The following is a 19,348-nucleotide window of genomic DNA, read 5'->3' as shown; positions in this document are numbered from 1 at the left end:
CGCACAGCAGACATCTCGCTCTCGGCCCAAGCCCAGCCGGGTCGTCAACCCCTGTCCTACACCGCCATGACCTAGACTTCCGCGGAAGCGGTAGCTCGCGGCATGCGCATGACCTGCTCGAGGGCGTGTGGGTGCTTCAGCACGGCAAGCGTCTCGCGTGCGCTGAGGCTGCTGACGACTTCCTCGAAATCGTCGCTCTGCTCAATCTTGGCCCGGCCGATCGCGAGATCTATGTCGATTTGGCCCGATTTGCGCGGCGGCGTTTCGAGGGACTGCATGTGCGGTCCCAGCAACGCGGGATTCTGTCTAAGTTCGATCAGGGCCCCGTGTGGCTCGATTCGATCCAGGCTGGCAAGCTCTCTCGCCCTCTGCAGCAGCGCCGGCACGCGATTGTCCTCCGGGGTTGCAAACAGGCGCGCCATTCGCGGTGCCGTCGAGGTGACGAGACCGATCGGAATGGCGCAAACCAGGCCGATGATCACCGGTGACATCCAGAGCAGCAGCGGGAGCGACACGGCGTAGGCGCTTGCCGCCATGGCCAGACCGCATAGGGTCGGCACCGTGAACTTGCGATAGACTTCGTCGCGCGTGATCCTGCCATCGCTTCGCCGTTGCACTTGCCAGCCCGCGTCACGGCCCAGCAGGATCTCCGCCACGGCGGTGGATTGAAAGATCATCATGGAGGGGGCGATCAAGGCGGCAAGCAGGCTCTCGGCGACCACCGCCAGCAGCACGCGAAATCCGCCGCCGAATGCCTGCCGTTCCGCACGCTTGGTGAGCAAAACGAGGTAGGCCAGCAATTTGGGCACGATGAGCAGCCCCATTGTCGCGGCAAAGACCCAGGCGGCGAGCACGGGATCCTGTGCGGGCCACGTTGGAAACAACGAGAAGCCCTTGGGAAAGTACTCCGGCTTGACGAAATAGGCCTGCAAGGAGGTCAGGATTCCGAGCAATAGAAACAGCAGCCACAGCGGCGCGGTGAGGTAGGATCCGATCCCGGTCAACAGGTGAAGCCTGGAGACCCAGTGCAGGCCTCGAGCCGGTAGAACGGCAAGATGCTGGAGATTGCCCTGACACCAGCGGCGGTCGCGCGCCGCGAAATCCAGAAGCGACGGGGGCACCTCCTCGAAACTCCCGCCGAGACCTGGAGCCATGAAAATTCCCCATCCCGCTCGTCGCATTAGTGCGGCTTCGACAAAATCGTGGCTGAGGATATGGCCGCCGAAAGGCTTCCTCCCGCGCAACTCGGGCAGGCCCGCCTCTTGCGCAAAAGCCTGCACCCGGATGATGGCGTTATGTCCCCAGTAGTTGCCCTCTGAGGCGTGCCACCAGGTGTTCCCGGCCGCGATCAGCGGGCCGTACAAACGACCCGAGAACTGCTGAAGCCGGCTAATCAGGGTTCGCGCATTGACGACGATCGGAAGCGTTTGAATCAGCGCGGCTTGCGAGTTCGATTCCATCGCGCCCGCCAGCCGCACGATGGTCTCTCCGCTCATCAGACTGTCCGCGTCGAGAATGATCATGTAGTCGTAGGCGCCACCGAACCGCCTCACCCATTCGGCGATGTTGCCGGACTTTCGGGCGGTGTTGTCGGATCGGTGACGGTAGTAGAGATGGCCCGAACCGCAGTTGCGCTGCAGTTCCAGAAACGCAAGCTCCTCGGCAATCCAGATGTCCGGATCTGTCGTGTCACTGAGCAGAAACCAATCGAACAACGGGTCCTGTCCGGTTTCGCCGACCGACTCGTACATGGCGCGGAGTCGCGCCATGAGATGGTGCTGATCCTCGTTATAGGTCGGCAACAGCATCGCCGTTCGGCCGGTGATCGTGGGCAGCGGACCCTGGCTGTCCATTGGCAGCACATCCGGTCGCCCCCGCAGGAGCACAAAAAAACCGGCGACTGAAGACACGAACGAAAACGCGATCCAGGCGAGCAGCACGAGAAACAGCCCGAACACCATGCCTTCGAGGACCGTGACGCCACCAACCTTGAGAACATCGTACATCTCAACAGCGCCCGCAGCGGTAATCGCGACCGTTCCGCCAAGAATGAACAGGCGTCGCGCTGCAACGGCAGGGGCGGTCCGCAGTCGCCCCGGATCGGCACGGTTAGTCCGGTCCAATCGGCAAGGCTGCATGGGGAGAGGCGTTTCGTCGGGAAGATACCGAGTGCCAAGCTCAAGCGAGAGCGCGGGCGAGGTCGTCAGGGCGCCCATCGGTAAACCCAGACTTCAGAGATCGGCTGTTCGCCCTGCATCAAGATCGCCCTCAACTCGATCGGCGCGTCCTTCACGGCGCACTGGAAACTCAGGCGCCAGCCACCGGTTTCCGGGTTTGGCTGTGTGACGACGTTCTTGATCTCGGATTTGTCGGCGCTGACGGCACCCCTTACCTTGTTGGGATCGACCGCCTTCAGTCCGTCCCCGACGATTTCGAGCACGAACAATTTGCTGTCGTCGCCCCGCGCGCCAACGCCTGTGCGGGTGAACCGAGCCAGCGAATTGGGCTTCGGCGCGTCCGGACCCCAGTGCAGACGGTAGGTGTAGTTGTTTTCGCTCTTGGCCTGGAGAGCTGTTTTCGGGCGCCAGAAGGCGGCGATGTTGTCGTGAACTTCCTCCTTGGTCGGGATCTCAAAGAGGACCACACTGCCCTCTCCCCAATCTCCGATCGGTTCGACCCAGAGGCTTGGGCGACGCTCAAAGCGCGATTCGATGTCCTCGTAGGCAAAGAAGTTTCGTTCCCGCTGCATCAGGCCGAAGCCGCGAGGATTGAGATCATTGAATGTGCTGGCTTGCAGATCGCGCGGATTGTTGAGAGGACGCCAGAGTTGCTCGCCCTTTCCGTTGAACACGGCGAGCCCATCGGAGTCGTGCACGGCAGGGCGGAAATCGTCGACATCGTGTCGGTCGTTCGGACCGAAAAAGAACATGCTTGTCATGGGCGCCAGGCCGGCATGCTGCAGCTCGATCCGCGGATAGAGCGACATCTCCACGTCGAAGACCGTCGGAGCGCCCGGCCTGATCGTGAAGCGATAGCTTGCCGTAGCGCTCTTGCTGTCAAGCAGCGCATGGACCACGACAGATGTGGCACCCGGCGCGGGCTTCTCCAGCCAGAACGCCTTGAAGAAGGGAAATTCCTCCCCCTTGCTCTCGCCGGTATCGATCGACAGACCGCGCGCGGACAGGCCATAGGTCTCGCCTTTGGCAACGGCACGGAAGTAGCTGGCGCCGAGAAACGCGCAAACCTCGTCGTAATAGTCGGGGCGATTGATCGGGGCGTGAATGCGAAACCCGGCAAACCCGAGATCGGCGTCCGGTACCTGGCCGATATTGTCGCCGAATGCAAAATCGTCGCGCCGGTACCTGATCGGTACGGCTCGTCCGCCGGCGACCTCGTAAATGTCGACCCTGTTCTTATAGAAAAAGCCGCGGTGGAAAAACTGGACCTCGAAGGGCAGCTTCTCGCTCCGCCAAGCCGCGCGCTCCGGCAGAAAGCGAATTGACCGGTACTGATCGTAGGTGAGATCCTTGAGCGCGTCCGGGACCTTTTCCTCTGGTGGCGCAAAGGGCTTACTCGCCAAATTGCGGGCAAGGTCGCGGACATAAGAGGGACCAAACGGCAACTCCGCCGCCGATGCCGCAGAGACTGCGCCAGGTAGTAATGTCGCCAATGGCGTCAATGCCGAGGCTTCCAGGAATTGCCGGCGATTCAACTGTGCTACCCGTTCGGTTCCAACCGCAGTGCAACCCCCTCGTCGCGACCGAGTTCCACGGACGTCGCCGAATCCGGGCGGAGTGTGGCCGACGACCTCGTCGAGCGGGCTTGGGCGATTTCGCGCTGCTTGGCCTTGGTTGCGCCTGCAGGACAAGCTGCAATTTCCGATTGCGCATTCTTGAGCCAGGGCGGCGCGCAACGTTGTAGCCCCGAAGGTAACTGGATGATCGCTCTAGCGCACGAGCAGCAACTCCAGCTGGCTCTGCGCTTTCTTGACCGCCGTCGCATACCAGCTCTGGCTTGGTGCCTCCTTGGCGAAGCACGCCGTGTACGCGGTCATCGCGTTGTCTTCGCGGGTGATGTCGCCGCGCGGGTCTTTCTTGTCGATGGGTTTGGCCATCATCTGCTTCCAGACCTTTTCGCAGGCCGGGATCTCAGCCGTCTTCACCGCGTCGCTTGCGGCGAGAAAGAAGACCTTGTCGCCCTGGATCGCGACGACGTCGATTTCATGCGGCGGTCCCTTCAAATCGCCATTGCCGCGCACGCCCAGTACGGCGACCGCAGCGCTCGCTGCCGCGGGCTTCGTGATCGGCAGCTCGGCATATTTGGCGAAGGCGGAGTCCTGGATCGCCTGATAGTAGAAGCGGTCCGATTTGAACGCCGCGCCGATCTCCTGCGGCATGCCGTCCTCGCGGTGCTCGCGAAGCCAGTGCCTGAGCAAGCCGGTCGTGGTCGCCACCGCTTGCATCTTGTCGCCTTCGGAGGCGAAGCCGAGCCCGTCGAGATGGCCAAAGCCGGAGTCGCCCTTGAAGAGCGTGTCCGCATTCGTCTTGCCGTCGGCCGGCAGTCCCTTGATTGCGACGGGACCCACCAGGCTGCGCAGGACGCCCGTCAACTCGTTGAGCGCCGCATCGTGCTGCTTATAGGTCTCGTCGTTTTCCGCAGCTTTCGAGAACTTTGCGATGTAGCGATCGCGCAGGTCGAGATAATGCTGCTCGGGCGTGGCCGCATCGGCGGGCGTAGCGAAGACGAGCAGGCAGAGCAAGGCAAGCGATCTCATGCGATTTCCGGCAAGACGGGGGGATCTCCAGTCTTTGTGCCGGTGCCGGGCGGGAAGGTTCATCCGCGCCGGACGAACGCCCTACTCCGCCGGTGTCAGCTGCTGCCGGCTCGGGCGCATCGCCGCCGTCGCCCGCACGCGCACGCGGGCGCGGCGCTTGCGCCACCAGATCACGATTCCGGTGACCGAGAGCGCCGCCACCACCAGCCCCATGACCGAGATCAGAATGCGGCCGAACAGCCCGACGATGCGGCCCGAATGCAGCGGGAATTGCGCCTGTACGAAGATGTCGGCGGCGGTGCCGACCCAGGGCAGCCGTTCGCCGATCGGACGACCGTCCTCGCTGTCGTAATAGAGCTGCGCCGGGCCGACGCCGCCGGCGCCGTGATCGTCGCCGGGGTGGAAGAAGGCCGCGGCATAGACGCCGTGGGCCGGGCCGTGATTGACCGAGCCGACCGGGATGGTCCACCCTCGCCCCTTGCCGTCGACCGCCGCGCGCGCGGCGATGTCGGCGAAGCTGACCTTGGGCTCGATGGGGTCGTCGAGATCGCGATACGGCCGCTGCTCATAGGGCGTCGGCGTGTAGTTCGACACCATTTTCATCAGCGGCGAGAACACCTCGAAATAGAGGTTCAGCGAGAACGCCGTGAAGGCGATGATGAAGAGCACGCCCCAGGTCCACAGGCTGAAAGCGCGGTGGATATCGAAATTGATCCGGTAGGCGCTGCCCGACGTCTTGATGGTCCACGCCGGCGCCCAGCGCGCCCAGAAGCCGCGTTCGAGCTGGCGCGTCACCTGGGGTGCCCGCGCCGCCCGGGCGCGCCGGCGCGAGGGCAGCGTCAGGTAGAAGCCGACGAAGCAATCGATGGTCCAGATGATGGCGATCACGCCGAGCAGGCGCATGCCCCAGCGGTCGCTGCCCCAGAATTCCGGGATGTGCATGGTGTAGTGCAGCTTGTACAGGAACGAGACGAAGTTTTCGCGCGTCACCGGCCACACCGCGCCCCAATAGCGCCGGCCGAGCTCGGCGCCAGTATTGGGGTCGAGAAAGATCTGATTGTAGTCGAGCGCGGAGCGCTTGCCGGTCGCGGGATCAATCCGCGGCATGACGAAGAACCACAGCGAGTGGCCCTTCTCCGGCGTCATGAAGAGGTAGACAACGCGCGCACGGGGATCACGCTGCTCGATCATCTTCGCGAGATCGATCGAGGGAATCGCCGGGCCCTTGCTGCTGACGTCGAACAGATGGCTGTTCAGGACCTCGTCGATCTCGTGATCCCAGGAGATGATCGCCCCGGTGATGCCGGAGAAGAACAGGAATCCGGCCGTGAGCAGTCCCGCCCAGCGATGCAGCTTGCCGAATATCGCTCTCATCGTCTTCTCTCATCAAGCGGGCCCGGCCGCCATTGCCGGACCGTTCTAGACCTCACCACCGATACGTCAGCTTGCCGATAGCCTTGCGTCCCTCCGCGTAGAAGCAGCCCGACAGGCTGTAGCAGGCGGCGACATAGCGGGTGTCGGCGAGATTGGTGACGTTCAGCGACAGGCGCCAATTGTCCCTGGTGTAGGCGAGCAGCGCGTCCAGCACGGTCGCGGATCCGACCTTGAATGTATTGGCGTCATCGCCCCAGGTCGCGCCGACATAGCGGACGCCGCCGCCGAACTGCAGGCCCGCGAGCGGCCCGGTCTGAAGCGTGTAGTCGTTCCACAGCGAGGCGCGGTTGAGCGGCACGGTGACCGGCGCCTTGCCGACATTCACCGGATCCTGCGTGACTGTTGCGTCGACATAGGCATAGGCCGCGCGCAAGTTCCAGCCGCCGGCGAGCGACATCGTGCCTTCGAGCTCGAGGCCGCGCGATTTCACTTGACCGGTCTGCTCGGCAATGTTGAGCGGAGGCGCAAAGGTGACGACGTTGTCGCGCGTCAGGTCGAAGGCGGCGAAGGTGAACAGCGCGTTCCATCCGAGCGGCTGGTACTTGACGCCCACCTCGTACTGCACGCCGGTCTCGGGATTGAGCAGCTTTCCGCTCGGGCCGGTCGCGAGCACCGGCAGGAACGATTCCGAGTAGCTGAAATAGGGCGCGATGCCGTTGTCGAAATTGTACATCATTGCGGCGCGGCCGGTGAAGGCCGACGCATCCTTCGCGACCGACGTATTGAAGATGCCGCTGTCGACCTGCGTCGTTACAAAATCCTGGCGGCCACCGAGCTGGAACGAGAGCCGGCCGAGCTTGATCTGGTCCTGCGCGTAGAGGCCGACTTGCGACTGCTTGACCCCGGTGTCGTCGCTCATGGCGCCCATGGTCCAGTCGTAATTGTAGACCGGATTGAAGACGTTGATCTCGGGTGCCGACGTCGTGACGCCAAAGGCGGTGTCGCGGAATCTGGTGTTGCGATAGTCGATCCCGACCAGCGTGGTGTGGCTGAGGAAGCCGGTGGTGAATTTGCCCTGGAGCTGGTTGTCCACGGCGAAGGAGTCGATGTAGGAGTTGCTGTAGCTGCCGAAACGGGCGAGCTGTCCCGCGGCCTCGTCGGTATAGCCTCCGCCGAAAAACACCTTCTCCTCGTTGTGCTGGTAGGCGTAGCGCAAATTCTGCCGGAATGTGATGTTGTCGGTGAAATTGTGCGAGAGCTGGTAGCCGGCGGTCGCGATCTCGGTGTTGAACGCGTTGAAGCTCGGCACGCCCGCGAAGAACGAGACCGGGATGGTGCGGCCGTTGTTTGGCCACACCGTGCCCGAGGCCGGCAAGAACTGGAGGCCCCACCCTGCCCGGTCGCGCTGGTAGTTGGCGAGGATCGTGATGGTGGTGTCATCGTTCGGCTTGAACGTGACGGCGGGCGCGATGAAGACGCGGTTGTCCTTGGTGAAGTCGACCTGGGTTTCGCCGTCGCGCACCACGCCGGTCAGGCGCCACAGCACGGTGCCCTCCTTGTTGGCGGGACCGCCCATGTCGAACTGGCCCTGATAGCGGTTGAAGCTGCCGCCCGAGATCGAGACCTCGCCGAACTGCTGGGCCGTCGGCAGCTTGGTCACGTAGTTGAGGATGCCGCCGGTGCCGCTGCCGCCATACATCGCCGAGGATGGGCCCTTGAGAACCTCGAGACGCTCGGCGCCGTAGGGATCGAGGCCGTTGAAGTGCACGTAATTGCTGGAGGGAATCCGCAAACCGTCGACATAGAGGCCCGACATGGTGGTGTCGAAGCCGCGGATCTGGAGGGCGCCGAAGCGCGTGTCCGAGCCGCCGTTGACGTCGCCGCTGACGCCGGCGGTGTAGCGCAACGCCTCGCCGATCGAGACCGCGCCCTGGTTCCTGACCTGGTCGGTCGTGACGACGGAGACGGACTGCGGGGTTTCGATCAGCGGCGTATCCGTCTTGGTCGCGGTGCCGCTGCGCGTCGCAACGAAACCGCGCACCGGACCATTGGAGCGTTCACCGGTGGCGTCGTTCGATGATGGCGACTGGGTTGGCGCAGCTTGCTGCGATGGAGAGCGACGATTGGCGCGCGCGGTGCGTGTCGCCGCTGACTGTCGCGTTGAGGCGACCGCTGCAGGCCGGGCGCGCTGAGCCGGGGCTTCGACGGTGACGGCGGGGATCTGCGTCTGCGCCTCCACCGCACCGAAGGGAACGACGAGAGCAAATGTGCTGGCCGCTCCGAGGAAGAGAGTCTGTATCTGCCGACGACGCGTGTCGGCACGCGAAGCAAGTTGGAAATCGGTCACGTTTGTCGAGGCCCCACGCACTGCCGGCTTCGCCGGTATCGTTTTTGATGCCTCGCCCTAACGCAGGCGATTTCGGAGTGCGATAGGAACTGCGTTAGAATTTCTCCAGACGCGTGCGCAACGCGTGCGACGAATGCACTCAGTCGTGTCTCGAAGTTTGGAACGCTTCCAGACCGACAAGAACCTGCTTGTTCGAAATGTCTAAAACGGCGTCAGCGATGTCGCAGCCGGCGATTGACCCGGCGCGCTAGATAATCGCCGGCGCTCTGCACGAGCTGCACCAGCGCGATCAGCACCACGACGACGGCCAGCATCATCTCCGGCATGAAGCGCTGATAGCCGTAGCGGATGCCGAGATCGCCCAGGCCTCCGCCTCCGACGGCGCCGACCATGGCGGAATAGCCGAGCAGGCTGACAACCGCGAGCGTCAGCGCCAGCAGAAGACCCGGCAGCGCTTCGGGGATCAGCACCTTGAGCACGATCTGCATCGGCGAGGCCCCGAACGAGGACGCCGTCTCGATCAGGCCGCCATCGACCTCGCGGATCGCGGCCTCGACCAGGCGCGCGATGAACGGCGCCGATGCGATCGTCAACGGTACGATCGCGGCCGTCGATCCGATCGAGGTGCCGGCCACCAACCGCGTGAACGGGATAATGGCGACGACCAGGATGATGAAAGGCGTGGACCGCGTCGCGTTGACGACGATGCCGAGCACGCGGTTGACGACGGGCGCCGCGAACAGCTCGCCTTTCCGGCTGGTCGCGAGAAAGACGCCGAGCGGCAGGCCGAAGACGGTGCCGATCAGCGCCGCGAGCCCGACCATGTACAGGCTCTCGCCAGTCGCCTGGACGATCAGGTTGATGAGTTCAGGCGACATAGCCGAGACCCTCCGCGGGGAATTGATGTTGTGAAAGCCAGGCCAGCGTGCGCGCCGGCGCGTCCTCGCCGCCGGACATGCCGAGAGGGATACCAAGCGTCAGCGAGCCCACATGCTGGCCGCCGATCTCGTCGATGCGGGCCGACAGCAGCGACACGTCGAGGCCGAGCTCGCGCGCCAGCCGCGCCACCATCGTGTCGCCGGCCCCTGCCCCGCGCACCTGGACGCGGATCACGGCCTGTCCATCCGCAGGCAGCTCCGAAACGATACGGCTCGCCAGCGACACCGGCAGGCTGTCTCCGATCACTTCGGCCAGAAAGGATTGCGTGATCGGATGCTTTGGGTGGGTGAAGATGTCGGCGACATGGCCGCTCTCGACGACGTGGCCGGCATCGAGCACCACGACGTCTCTCGCGAGCTGGCGCACCACGGACATCTCATGGGTGATCAGTACGATGGTCACGCCCAGCTCGCGGTTGATGTTCGCGAGCAGATCGAGGATCGCCCGCGTGGTCTGCGGATCGAGCGCCGAGGTCGCCTCATCCGACAGCAGCACGCTCGGCCGCGTCGCGAGCGCACGGGCAATGCCGACGCGCTGCTTCTGGCCGCCGGAGAGTTCTGACGGATAGCGATCGTGCTTGTCTGCGATGCCCACCAGCGCAAGCAGCTCGGCCACGCGCGCGCGGATATCGGCCTTGGCCCAGCCGGCGATCTCCAGCGGCAGCGCGATGTTGGCGGCAGCGGTGCGGGAGGACAGTAGATTGAAGTGCTGGAAGATCATACCGATCGAGCGCTGCGCCAGCCGCAAGTCGCAGCCCGAGAGTGCTGAGATATCTCTGTTATCGACGACGACGCGGCCCGTGGTCGGCCTCTCCAGGCCGTTGATGAGCCGGACCAGGCTCGATTTGCCGGCGCCGGAGCGGCCGATGATTCCGGTGATCGAACCGCGCGGGATGGCGAAGTCGATGTTTTGCAGGGCATTGACGCCGGGCTTGCCGCGATAGGCCGGATAGGTTTTCGAGATGCCTTCGAAGCGGACCATCGCGTCGGGCGCAGTCGCGGCAGGTGAGATCGCGTGAGCTGAGATCGCGTCAAACTTTTCGATCGGCTGTCCGATCGCGAGCGACGGGTGGACGTTCATGGAGGCGGCCTTCATGCACAATAGTTCCCTTGCCCCTGGGCATCCGGGAACGGTCGCATCAAGCGACGGAGAGTGAAACCGCGATGAGGACTCGGCTGGAGCGCGCTGCACCGCAGCACGCACAATCGCCCTTTCGGGTCGCTCTGGCAATGTCAGATATTTGCGGGGAGTTGGACGAAGTTTTCCAAATGTCTCCCCGCTGAAGAAAATTCATCTGCCGCCGTATGGGCCTCCGCCGGCTCAGTGGACCCGCAACCAGGGCCATACGATCAGCAGCAGCCCCGCGAAATAGAGCACCCCGAAAATCAGCCCAAAACCCCAGAACTGACCCTTGCCGATATAGCCGCTGCCGAAATACATCGGCGCCGGCCCCGTCGCATAAGGCGAGATCACGCCCATCAGACCGAGCGAATACATGCAGAGCATGGCGAGCGTCGTGACTGGCAGGTCGGGAATGCCGGATCCGACCGCGAGCACCACGGGCAGCACGGCGGCGGCATGCGAGGTGATGCTGGAGAAGAAATAGTGAATCCAGAAGAACAGCGCGACCAGCAGGAGCATCGCGGTGGACGGCGACAGCCCGGCGAGCGGCTTTGCGTATTCGGTGGCGAACCATTTGATGAAGCCGATCTCGTTGAGGCCCGAGGCCAGCGTCAGCAGCGAGGTGAAATAGAAGAACACCTCCCAGGCGCCCTTCTCGGCGACGATGTCGGCAAACTCGATCACGCCCGTCACCAGCATCAGCGAGATCACGATGAACACGACGGTGGTGGCGTTGACGAAATTCGAGCCCAGAAGCGGCACGCGGATGTCCGGGCTCGAGCCCGCGATCCACAGGAACATCGCGAGCAAGATCAGCGCCAGCATGATCCATTCATTGCGCGACATCGGGCCCATCTCCGCGAGCTCCCTCGATGCCCATTCGGAAATTTCCGGGCTGCTCTTCACCTCGGGGCGGCAGACCGCGTAGCTGAGCAGCGGGACCAGCACCATCAGGAGCAGGCCGAGCGGCGCAAAGCCGATGAACCACTGCGCCCAGCTGACGTCGATTCCGACGGTCTTCTTGGCGATGGCCAGCGCCGCCGCATTGGGCGCCAGCGCGGTGAAGAACAATGAGCTGGTGACGGCGGTCGACGCGAACGCGGTCCACATCACGTAGGTGCCGATCTTGCCGGCGGTCGGTCCTGGCTCGGAGCCGTAGATGCGCGGGATGTTGCTGATGATGGGATAGACGATGCCGCCGCTGCGCGCGGTGTTGGACGGTGTCGCCGGCGCCAGCAAGAAGTCCGACATCGCCACGGCATAGCCGAGACCGAGCGTGTTGGTGCCGAGCTTTTGCACCAGCACGAGCGCAATACGCCGGCCCAGCTGGCTCTTGCGGTACCCGATCGAGAACACGAAGGCGCCGACGATCAGCCACACCGTGCTCTCGGCAAAGCCCGCCAGCATCCAGCGCAGCGACTTGGTCGGATCGGGATCGATATAACCGCCGACGCCGGCAACCGTCAGCCCGATCAGGCCGACCGCGCCCACCGGCATCGATTCCAGGATGAGCCCGGTGATGACGGCCGCGAAGATCGCAAAATAGTGCCACTGATTGGCGTTGAGCCCTGCGGGCACCGGCCACAGATAGATCAGCAGCCATACCGCGAGCGGCGCGATCAGCTTCCAGCGAAACCCTTTCGCCTCGGGTGCCTGCGTGCCAGTGGTCATGGGCCCTCCCCCTCGATCGTCATTGTCGTCTGCCGGCCCGTTGATCGGACGTATTGTTTTTGTCCCACGCGGCGTATACGGATTGTCCGCGGCGCAATCAATGGCCGGGCCGGCTTCTACCGCCCTCTGAACTTCGGTTTGCGTCGCGTCAGGAACGCCTCGACGCCCTCCTTATGGTCCTCGCTAAGGCTTGCCAGGGCGAACTGGTCGACGTCCATGTGGCTGGCGAGATTATCCAGCGCATGCGCCAGCCGGTTGACCGTGAGTTTCGTCATGGCAACGGAGAGCGGCGGCTGCGCTGCCACCTTGCGCGCAAGCTCCATCGCGGCATCGAACGCATGGCCGGGATCGACCACCTGCTCGACCAGGCCCCACTCATAGGCCTCATCCGCGCTGATGCGCTGATCGGCCAGGACCACCGCCTGCTTGGTGCGCGCCGGGCCGATCAGATGCAGCATGCGCGGAATGCTCTGCCAGCTCATGTTCATGCCGAGGCCGATCTCGGGCACGCGCAGATGGGCATCGCGTCCCATGACGCGGAAGTCGAGCGCGACGGCCAGCGCCACGCCGCCGCCGACGCAAAACCCCTCGATGGCGGCGATCGTGATCTGCTCCATCTCCTGCCAGGCGTGGGTCAGGCGCGGTCCGAGCTTGAGATGCCGCCGCAGCGTGCCGAGGTCCATGTCCTTGCGCGCGCGGCCTTCGGCATCCTTGAGGTCGAAGCCGGCGCTGAACGCAGCCGCGCTGCCTGTCAGCACCACGGCAGAGGTTGCGGCGTCATCCTCAAAACTGCGCGCGGCCGCGGTGAGCTGGCGTAAAGCCTCTGGCGATAGCGCATTGATGCCGTCGCCGCGGTCGAACCGCACCACCGCAATCCGTCCCTCCGGCCCGAGGCCCTTCTCGATCTTGACATAGTCAGGCAACGCAAACTCCCCTGGTCTTGGTCTTCCTGGCGCTCACAGATGCCCGGTGCGCCGATGTTCGGGTTCGCTTCCATGGACCGGAAACCGGATCGTGGTCCCGATGGTGATCCAGTTGGCATTTTCGCCGGTGATGTTGCGGCCGTAGATCAGATCGACGGAGAATATCTCGTTCGGTCGGTAGCGGACACCGGTCTGGAAACGCGGCTGCACGATGCTTGCGACCTCGGCGGCGCCGGCCTGCCCGTACGCCTCGATCGTCCATTGCAGCGTGTCGGTGAATTTCCAATCGAAGCCGATGCCGTAGGTCAGGTAATGGCGATCCACCGTCCGATCCCAGAGCCAGCCGCCGTTGACGTTGATGCGCATGGTCTCCGACAGGCGGAAGGTCGCGGGGATGACGGCAAAGGCGGATAGCGCCTCGCCGGTCGCCGCGTCGAACGATCCTCCGCCATAGGCCGACAATCCCCACCGGCCGATTCCGGTCGGGACGAAATTCGTCTTGGCTTTTGGCGCGATTGTCGTGCTCCAGTCGCCGCCGCTCCGGGCCCGGATGGTCTGCAGGCTCAGCTCGATCGGCCTGAAGAGATCGACGACACACGAGGGATTGGCGACCGCCGAAAAATCCGTGTTGGAAGCCGCCGACAGCCAACTTTCCACCTTGCAGGAGCCCACATCGGAAATGTCGGCGGCATCGACCGCATAGGCGCCATTCGCGGCGCGCGCATCCTGCGCCGCGAATGCGCCAAGAGCCGCGATTGCGACGGTTATTCCGGTTCTTGCAGCCCAGCCCATGGTGCGATGTTAGCAGAGTCTTCGCCTCGACAACGCCCGGATTCTGGGACTATCTTCGCCCCATGAGCGACCATCATCACCACGATCACGACCATTCCGAGCTGTCGGAGACCGAGCTGCGCGTGCGCGCGCTCGAGACGATCCTGACCGAAAAAGGCTATGTCGAGCCGGCCGCGCTCGACGCCATCATCCAGGCCTATGAGACCCGGATCGGCCCCCATAACGGCGCGCGCGTTGTCGCCAAGGCCTGGAGCGATCCGGCGTTCAAGACGGCGCTGCTGGAGGACGGCTCGAAGGCGATCGGCACGCTCGGCCATGTCAGCCGCGTCGGCGACCACCTCGTCGTGGTCGAGAACACGCCGCAACGTCACAACATGGTCGTGTGCACCCTGTGCTCCTGCTACCCCTGGGAAATGCTGGGGCTGCCGCCGGTCTGGTACAAGGCCGCGCCCTATCGCTCCCGCGCGGTGAAGGACCCGCGCGGCGTGCTCGCCGATTTCGGCGTGCAAGTCGCCAAGGACGTTGAAATCCGGGTATGGGATTCGACCGCCGAAACGCGCTTTCTGGTGCTGCCGATGCGCCCCGCGGGGACCGAAGGCTGGAGCGAGGAGCAGCTCGCCGAGCTGGTCACGCGCGATTCCATGATCGGCACCGGCTTTCCCAAGGCGCCGGGGGCGCCGTCATGAACGGCGTGCACGACATGGGCGGCATGGACGGCTTCGGCAAGGTCGAGCCGGAGCTGAACGAGCCGGTGTTCCACGAGGAATGGGAATCGCGTGTTCTCGCCATGGTGCGCGCGATGGGCGCCGCCGGCGCCTTCAACATCGACACCTCGCGCTTCTATCGCGAGACGATTCCGCCGCATGTCTATCTCTCGAGCTCCTATTACAAGAAATGGTTTCTCGGGCTCGAGGAGATGCTGATCGAGAAAGGCTATCTCACCCGGGAGGAAGTCGCCGCCGGCCACGCGATGCAGCCGGCCAAGGCGCTCAAGCACGGCAGGTTCGATCTCGGCCAGGTCGAGCGCATCATGGTGCGCGGCAAGTTCGCCCGCCCCGCCCCGGCGCCGGCGAAATTCAAGATCGGTGACAAGGTCCGCGCGAAGAACATTCACCCGGCGACCCACACCCGCCTGCCGCGCTACGTGCGCGGTCATGTCGGAATCGTCGAGCTGAACCATGGCTGCCACGTGTTTCCGGACTCGGCGGCGATGGAGCTTGGCGAAAATCCGCAATGGCTCTACACCGTCGTGTTCGAGGGCCGCGATCTCTGGGGTGCGGACGGCGATCCGACCTCGAAAGTCTCGATCGATGCGTTCGAGCCGTATCTGGACCCGGCGTGATGAGCAGCACGGCTGCTGCTGCCGCGACGGCAGCGATCCCGAGCATTCCGCGCGATGATGACGGCCCGGTGTTCCGCGCGCCCTGGGAGGCGCACGCCTTCGCGATGGCGCTGACGCTGCACGAGCGCGGCGTGTTCACCTGGCCCGAATGGGCGGCAGCCCTGGCCTCCGAGATCAAGCGCGCGCAGGCGGCCGGCGATCCCGATACGGGCGAGACCTACTATCTCCATTGGCTCGCCACGCTTGAGGGGCTGGTCGCGCGCAAGGGCGTTGCGTCTGCGGAGACCTTGCATCGCTACCGCGACGCCTGGGACCACGCGGCCGATCGCACCCCGCACGGCAAGCCGATCGAGCTGAAGGCGGAGGATTTTGCGCCGTAGTCCCTTTGCGCGTTGCTTGGGTACACTCTAATCCCAACCAACACTGTCATTCCCCGCGAAGGCGGGGAATCCAGTACGCCGCGGCCTGTCGATTATCGCTACCTTCTCGGAGTACTGGATCACCCGCTTTCGCGGGTGATGACACCGAGTCTATGGTATCACCGTCCCGCCACGTACTCCCGCCACCCCTTCGCCCGCAGGCTGCACGCCGGGCATTCTCCGCAGCCGTATCCCCAATCATGCTGCGCGCCGCGTTCGCCGAGGTAGCAGGTGTGCGACTGCTCGCGGATGAGGTCGACCAGCCCGTCGCCGCCGAGGTCATGGGCGAGCTTCCACGTCGCGGCCTTGTCGATCCACATCAGCGGGGTATGCAGCTCGAACTTGCGGGCCATGCCGAGCGACAGCGCGGCCTGCATCGCGCGGATGGCGTCGTCGCGGCAATCGGGATAACCGGAATAGTCGGTCTCGCACATGCCGCCGACGATGTAACTGATGCCGCGCCGATAGGCCAGCGCCGCGGCGAAAGTCAAAAACACCAGATTGCGGCCGGGCACGAACGTGTTCGGCAGGCCGTCGGCGCCCATCGCAATCGCGACGTCGCGCGTCAGCGCCGTCTCGGACACGGCCGCCAGCGTCGGGATCGCTAGCGTGTGGCTCTCCCCGAGCCTGGAAGCCCAATCCGTGCGCAGGCCCTTGATGCCGTCGAACAGCCGGTCGCGGCAGGCAAGCTCGATGGCGTGGCGCTGCCCGTAATCGAACCCAAGCGTCTCCACGTGCGCAAAACGATTCAGCGCCCAGGCAAGGCAGGTGGTGGAATCCTGGCCGCCGGAAAACAGCACCAGCGCGGTTTCGGATGAAGATGCGTCAGTCATGGCCCGCGCTTTAGCACTGCGCACGCGGCTCGCCAATCTGGCGCGCCAACCGGTGGAAATCACCCTGTTCCGCCGCGCTACGCTGGGAACGGGGGCGCTTTTGGCATAAGGCTTGAGAGCCAGGAGAATGCCCGCAATGACCCCTTCCCGCGACATTTCCCGCCTGATCGAGATCATGGCGGCGCTGCGCACGCCGGTGACTGGCTGCCCCTGGGACCTCGAGCAGAATTTTGCGACCATCGCCCCCTATACGATCGAGGAAGCCTATGAGGTGGTCGAGGCCATCAGCCGCGGCGATCTCGACGATCTCTGCGAGGAGCTCGGCGACCTCCTGCTGCAGGTGGTGTTCCATGCTCAGATGGCCGAGGAGCAGAACGCCTTTGCCTTCGGCGATGTCGTCGAGGCCATCACCCGCAAGATGATCCGGCGCCATCCGCACGTCTTCGCCGACAAGGAGGGCAATCTCGCCTCCTCCCACGTCAAGGAAGTCTGGGACCGCATCAAGGCCGAGGAGAAAGCCGAGCGCGCCGCGCGCCGGCCACCCCAGGAAGCGCCGTCCCACAAGTCGCTGCTGTCAGGCGTGAAGGCCGGCCAGCCCGCCCTGACGCGCGCCATGGAGCTGCAGCGCAAGGCCTCCACTGTCGGCTTCGACTGGAACGATCCGCGCGCGGTGCTGGCAAAAATCCGCGAGGAAGCCGACGAGATCGAGGCCGCACTCGATCGCAACGACAGCGAGGGGTTGGCGGAAGAGACCGGCGACCTGATGTTCGCGCTGGTCAACCTCGCCCGCCATGTCGATGCCGATCCGGAAGCCGCGCTGCGGGCGACCAACACGAAGTTCGAGCGGCGGTTTGCCTATATCGAACGGGCGCTGGAGGCGCAGGGGCGGACCCTCGAGCAGGCGTCGCTGGCGGAGATGGACGCGTTGTGGAATGAGGCGAAGAGTGCGAAGCAGTCGTCACCAGAGGAGCGCAAGCAAGCCGGCCGCTAACTCGGCCGGGACGACACTAACTACACGGACAGTCGCGGCACGGCATCGAACCGGTTCACCACGATATCCCGCTTGGTCTCGTCCACCCGCACCGTCATGTCGAAGCGGCCGTCGTGCAGCTCTTTCGCCAGCACTTCGGAATTCCGATGCAGCCAGCTGATGCCGGCGCCGTCGGAGGCATCGATGGAGAGGTCGAGCGTGATGCGCTTGGCGGCCAAGCGCTCCTCGATCGCGGCGAGCAGCGCGTCGACCCCTTCGCCCGACACGGCCGACACCAGCATCGCGGGATGGTCCTCCGGCCTGCGCGCGGCGATATTCAAGAGTTCTTCGCGCTGTTCGGGACCATAACGGTCGATCTTGTTCCAGACCTCAATGATGCGGCCTGAATCATCGGGATTGATGCCGAGCTGGCGCAGCACCGCGTCGACGTCGCTCTGCTGCGCCTCGGCATCGTCGTGCGAGATGTCGCGCACATGCAGGATGACGTCGGCCTCCAGCACCTCCTCCAGCGTGGCGCGGAAGGCGGCGACGAGCTGCGTCGGCAGATTGGAGATGAAACCGACGGTGTCCGACAGCATCGCCTTGCCGCCATGCGGCAGGGTGAGCGCGCGCAGGGTCGGATCCAGCGTGGCGAACAGCATGTCGGCGGCCTGCACGTCGGCGCGGGTCAGGCGGTTGAACAGCGTCGATTTGCCGGCATTGGTGTAGCCGACCAGCGCCACGACGCGGTACGGCACCCGCTGGCGGCCTGCGCGATGCAGGCGGCGTGTGGCCTGCACCTTCTTCAGTTCGCCCTCGAGCTTGGAGATGCGCTCCTGGATCAGGCGGCGGTCGGCTTCGATCTGCGTCTCGCCGGGACCGCCCATGAATCCAAAGCCGCCGCGCTGGCGCTCGAGATGGGTCCATGAGCGCACCAGGCGCGAACGTTGATAGTTGAGATGCGCGAGCTCGACCTGGAGCGAGCCTTCCTTGGTCTTGGCGCGGCGGCCGAAGATTTCCAGGATGAGACCGGTGCGGTCGAGCACCTTTGCCTGCAACTCCTTCTCGAGGTTGCGCTGCTGGATCGGCGCAAGCGCGCAATCCATCACCACGAGTTCGACGTCGAGGCTCTTGGCGAGCGCGGCGATCTCCTCGACCTTACCCTTGCCGATATAGGTCGCAGGGCGGATCTGGCTGATCGGCGCGATGATGGCGTCGGCAACGACGAGATCGATCGCGCGCGCGAGCCCGGCGGCTTCGTCGAGCCGGGCTTCCGCGTCACGCACGACATGAGCTTCCGATTGCGCGTCGGCACTGCCTGCGCGCACCCGCAAATAGGGACCGATGACAAGCACCCGCCCCGTCTGCGTACCCCCTGCCGACCGCGGACGGTCGGCATCCCCGTCGAAATTCCGGGGTTCCAATCAGATCACTCTCAAGCCGGCTGATCCTCACCGCCTTCGAACAGCTGGATCGGAGCGCCCGGCATGATGGTCGAGATCGCATGCTTGTAGACGAGCTGCGAGTGACCGTCGCGCCGAAGCAGCAAACAGAAATTGTCGAACCAGGTCACGATGCCCTGGAGCTTCACTCCGTTGACCAGAAAGATCGTCAGTGGCGTTTTGGTTTTGCGAACGTGATTAAGGAAGGTGTCCTGCAGGTTTTGTGCGCGGTCTGCCGCCATTGTTTTTTTCTCGCTTTGAGTTTCTTTTTATTGCGCCGGTTGCGGCCCTCTTTTGAAACTCGGGGTCCTCGTCCGGTTGCCGTCCCTCATGAGATCCCCCTCGGGGGGACAGCGGTTCAATTAGAGGACAGGTAGGCTTATTAGGCAAGCCGCTTCAC

Annotated in this window: 17 protein-coding genes; 4 read left to right on the top strand and 13 right to left on the bottom strand. The window is 64.3% G+C overall.

Annotated features, from left to right (window positions below; genetic code table 11):
* Nucleotides 1-71 precede the first annotated feature (71 nt).
* From mdoH to ACFQX9_RS24070, 10 genes are all read right to left on the bottom strand, one after another.
* On the bottom strand, nucleotides 72-2,216 hold the full coding sequence (gene mdoH, locus ACFQX9_RS24115; protein WP_204511184.1) for a glucans biosynthesis glucosyltransferase MdoH: 2,145 nt from the start codon (nucleotides 2,214-2,216) through the stop codon (nucleotides 72-74).
* Entirely contained in the window at nucleotides 2,204-3,670 is a 1,467-nt protein-coding gene (locus ACFQX9_RS24110; RefSeq protein WP_377791057.1) for a glucan biosynthesis protein G, read from the bottom strand. The genes mdoH and ACFQX9_RS24110 overlap by 13 nt, the downstream gene beginning before the upstream one ends.
* Before the next feature lie 276 nt (nucleotides 3,671-3,946).
* Nucleotides 3,947-4,774, bottom strand: coding sequence for a hypothetical protein (locus tag ACFQX9_RS24105; protein WP_368508030.1), 828 nt, complete (start codon nucleotides 4,772-4,774; stop codon nucleotides 3,947-3,949).
* An 81-nt stretch (nucleotides 4,775-4,855) separates the two neighbouring features.
* Nucleotides 4,856-6,148 carry a siderophore utilization protein FsrB gene (fsrB, locus tag ACFQX9_RS24100; protein ID WP_377790859.1) on the bottom strand — a complete coding sequence of 431 codons (1,293 nt, stop codon included), beginning with the start codon at nucleotides 6,146-6,148 and terminating at the stop codon, nucleotides 4,856-4,858.
* A 52-nt stretch (nucleotides 6,149-6,200) separates the two neighbouring features.
* A complete protein-coding gene (locus tag ACFQX9_RS24095; protein ID WP_377790857.1) occupies nucleotides 6,201-8,189 on the bottom strand; it encodes a TonB-dependent siderophore receptor in 1,989 nt (662 codons plus the stop codon).
* A 518-nt stretch (nucleotides 8,190-8,707) separates the two neighbouring features.
* Complete coding sequence (locus ACFQX9_RS24090) at nucleotides 8,708-9,373, bottom strand: methionine ABC transporter permease (protein ID WP_247390653.1); 666 nt, start codon at nucleotides 9,371-9,373, stop codon at nucleotides 8,708-8,710.
* Complete coding sequence (locus ACFQX9_RS24085) at nucleotides 9,363-10,529, bottom strand: methionine ABC transporter ATP-binding protein (RefSeq protein ID WP_377790854.1); 1,167 nt, start codon at nucleotides 10,527-10,529, stop codon at nucleotides 9,363-9,365. The genes ACFQX9_RS24090 and ACFQX9_RS24085 overlap by 11 nt, the downstream gene beginning before the upstream one ends.
* A 225-nt stretch (nucleotides 10,530-10,754) precedes the next feature.
* Nucleotides 10,755-12,227, bottom strand: coding sequence for a DASS family sodium-coupled anion symporter (locus ACFQX9_RS24080; RefSeq protein WP_377790852.1), 1,473 nt, complete (start codon nucleotides 12,225-12,227; stop codon nucleotides 10,755-10,757).
* Between the two features lie 116 nt (nucleotides 12,228-12,343).
* Nucleotides 12,344-13,150, bottom strand: coding sequence for an enoyl-CoA hydratase/isomerase family protein (locus ACFQX9_RS24075; RefSeq protein WP_085349814.1), 807 nt, complete (start codon nucleotides 13,148-13,150; stop codon nucleotides 12,344-12,346).
* Nucleotides 13,151-13,183: 33 nt separating this feature from the next.
* Complete coding sequence (locus ACFQX9_RS24070) at nucleotides 13,184-13,942, bottom strand: hypothetical protein (protein ID WP_377790850.1); 759 nt, start codon at nucleotides 13,940-13,942, stop codon at nucleotides 13,184-13,186.
* Between the two features lie 62 nt (nucleotides 13,943-14,004).
* Between ACFQX9_RS24070 and nthA the strand changes: the two genes are divergently transcribed.
* Genes nthA through ACFQX9_RS24055 form a run of 3 tightly spaced genes read left to right on the top strand, consistent with a single transcriptional unit; the run spans nucleotide 14,005 to nucleotide 15,664 of the window.
* A complete protein-coding gene (gene nthA / locus ACFQX9_RS24065; RefSeq protein WP_247368369.1) occupies nucleotides 14,005-14,628 on the top strand; it encodes a nitrile hydratase subunit alpha in 624 nt (207 codons plus the stop codon).
* Nucleotides 14,625-15,284 (top strand): nitrile hydratase subunit beta, encoded by a 660-nt coding sequence (gene nthB, locus ACFQX9_RS24060; RefSeq protein ID WP_377790848.1) that lies wholly within the window; start codon nucleotides 14,625-14,627, stop codon nucleotides 15,282-15,284. Before nthA ends, nthB begins: the two co-directional genes overlap by 4 nt.
* Nucleotides 15,284-15,664, top strand: a complete 381-nt coding sequence (locus ACFQX9_RS24055) for a nitrile hydratase accessory protein (RefSeq protein WP_018457832.1) — start codon at nucleotides 15,284-15,286, stop codon at nucleotides 15,662-15,664. Before nthB ends, ACFQX9_RS24055 begins: the two co-directional genes overlap by 1 nt.
* Nucleotides 15,665-15,822: 158 nt before the next feature.
* On the opposite strand, the gene queC is transcribed toward ACFQX9_RS24055, so the two are convergent.
* Nucleotides 15,823-16,536 carry a 7-cyano-7-deazaguanine synthase QueC gene (queC, locus tag ACFQX9_RS24050; RefSeq protein WP_018457831.1) on the bottom strand — a complete coding sequence of 238 codons (714 nt, stop codon included), beginning with the start codon at nucleotides 16,534-16,536 and terminating at the stop codon, nucleotides 15,823-15,825.
* A 136-nt stretch (nucleotides 16,537-16,672) separates the two neighbouring features.
* Between queC and mazG the strand changes: the two genes are divergently transcribed.
* Nucleotides 16,673-17,527 carry a nucleoside triphosphate pyrophosphohydrolase gene (gene mazG, locus ACFQX9_RS24045; protein ID WP_018457830.1) on the top strand — a complete coding sequence of 285 codons (855 nt, stop codon included), beginning with the start codon at nucleotides 16,673-16,675 and terminating at the stop codon, nucleotides 17,525-17,527.
* A gap of 20 nt (nucleotides 17,528-17,547) precedes the next feature.
* Here the strand turns inward: mazG and hflX are convergent, their stop codons facing one another.
* A complete protein-coding gene (gene hflX / locus ACFQX9_RS24040; RefSeq protein WP_026233449.1) occupies nucleotides 17,548-18,930 on the bottom strand; it encodes a GTPase HflX in 1,383 nt (460 codons plus the stop codon).
* A gap of 11 nt (nucleotides 18,931-18,941) precedes the next feature.
* Nucleotides 18,942-19,190, bottom strand: a complete 249-nt coding sequence (gene hfq, locus ACFQX9_RS24035; RefSeq protein ID WP_007591126.1) for an RNA chaperone Hfq — start codon at nucleotides 19,188-19,190, stop codon at nucleotides 18,942-18,944.
* Between the last annotated feature and the right edge of the window lie 158 nt (nucleotides 19,191-19,348).

Origin of the sequence: Bradyrhizobium sp. GCM10028915 (assembly GCF_042666195.1) — a bacterium.
In the GTDB taxonomy this organism is placed as follows: domain Bacteria; phylum Pseudomonadota; class Alphaproteobacteria; order Rhizobiales; family Xanthobacteraceae; genus Bradyrhizobium; species Bradyrhizobium canariense_D.
The sequence above is the reverse complement of the archived record's forward strand: the minus strand, read 5'-3'. Positions and strand labels throughout refer to the sequence as shown.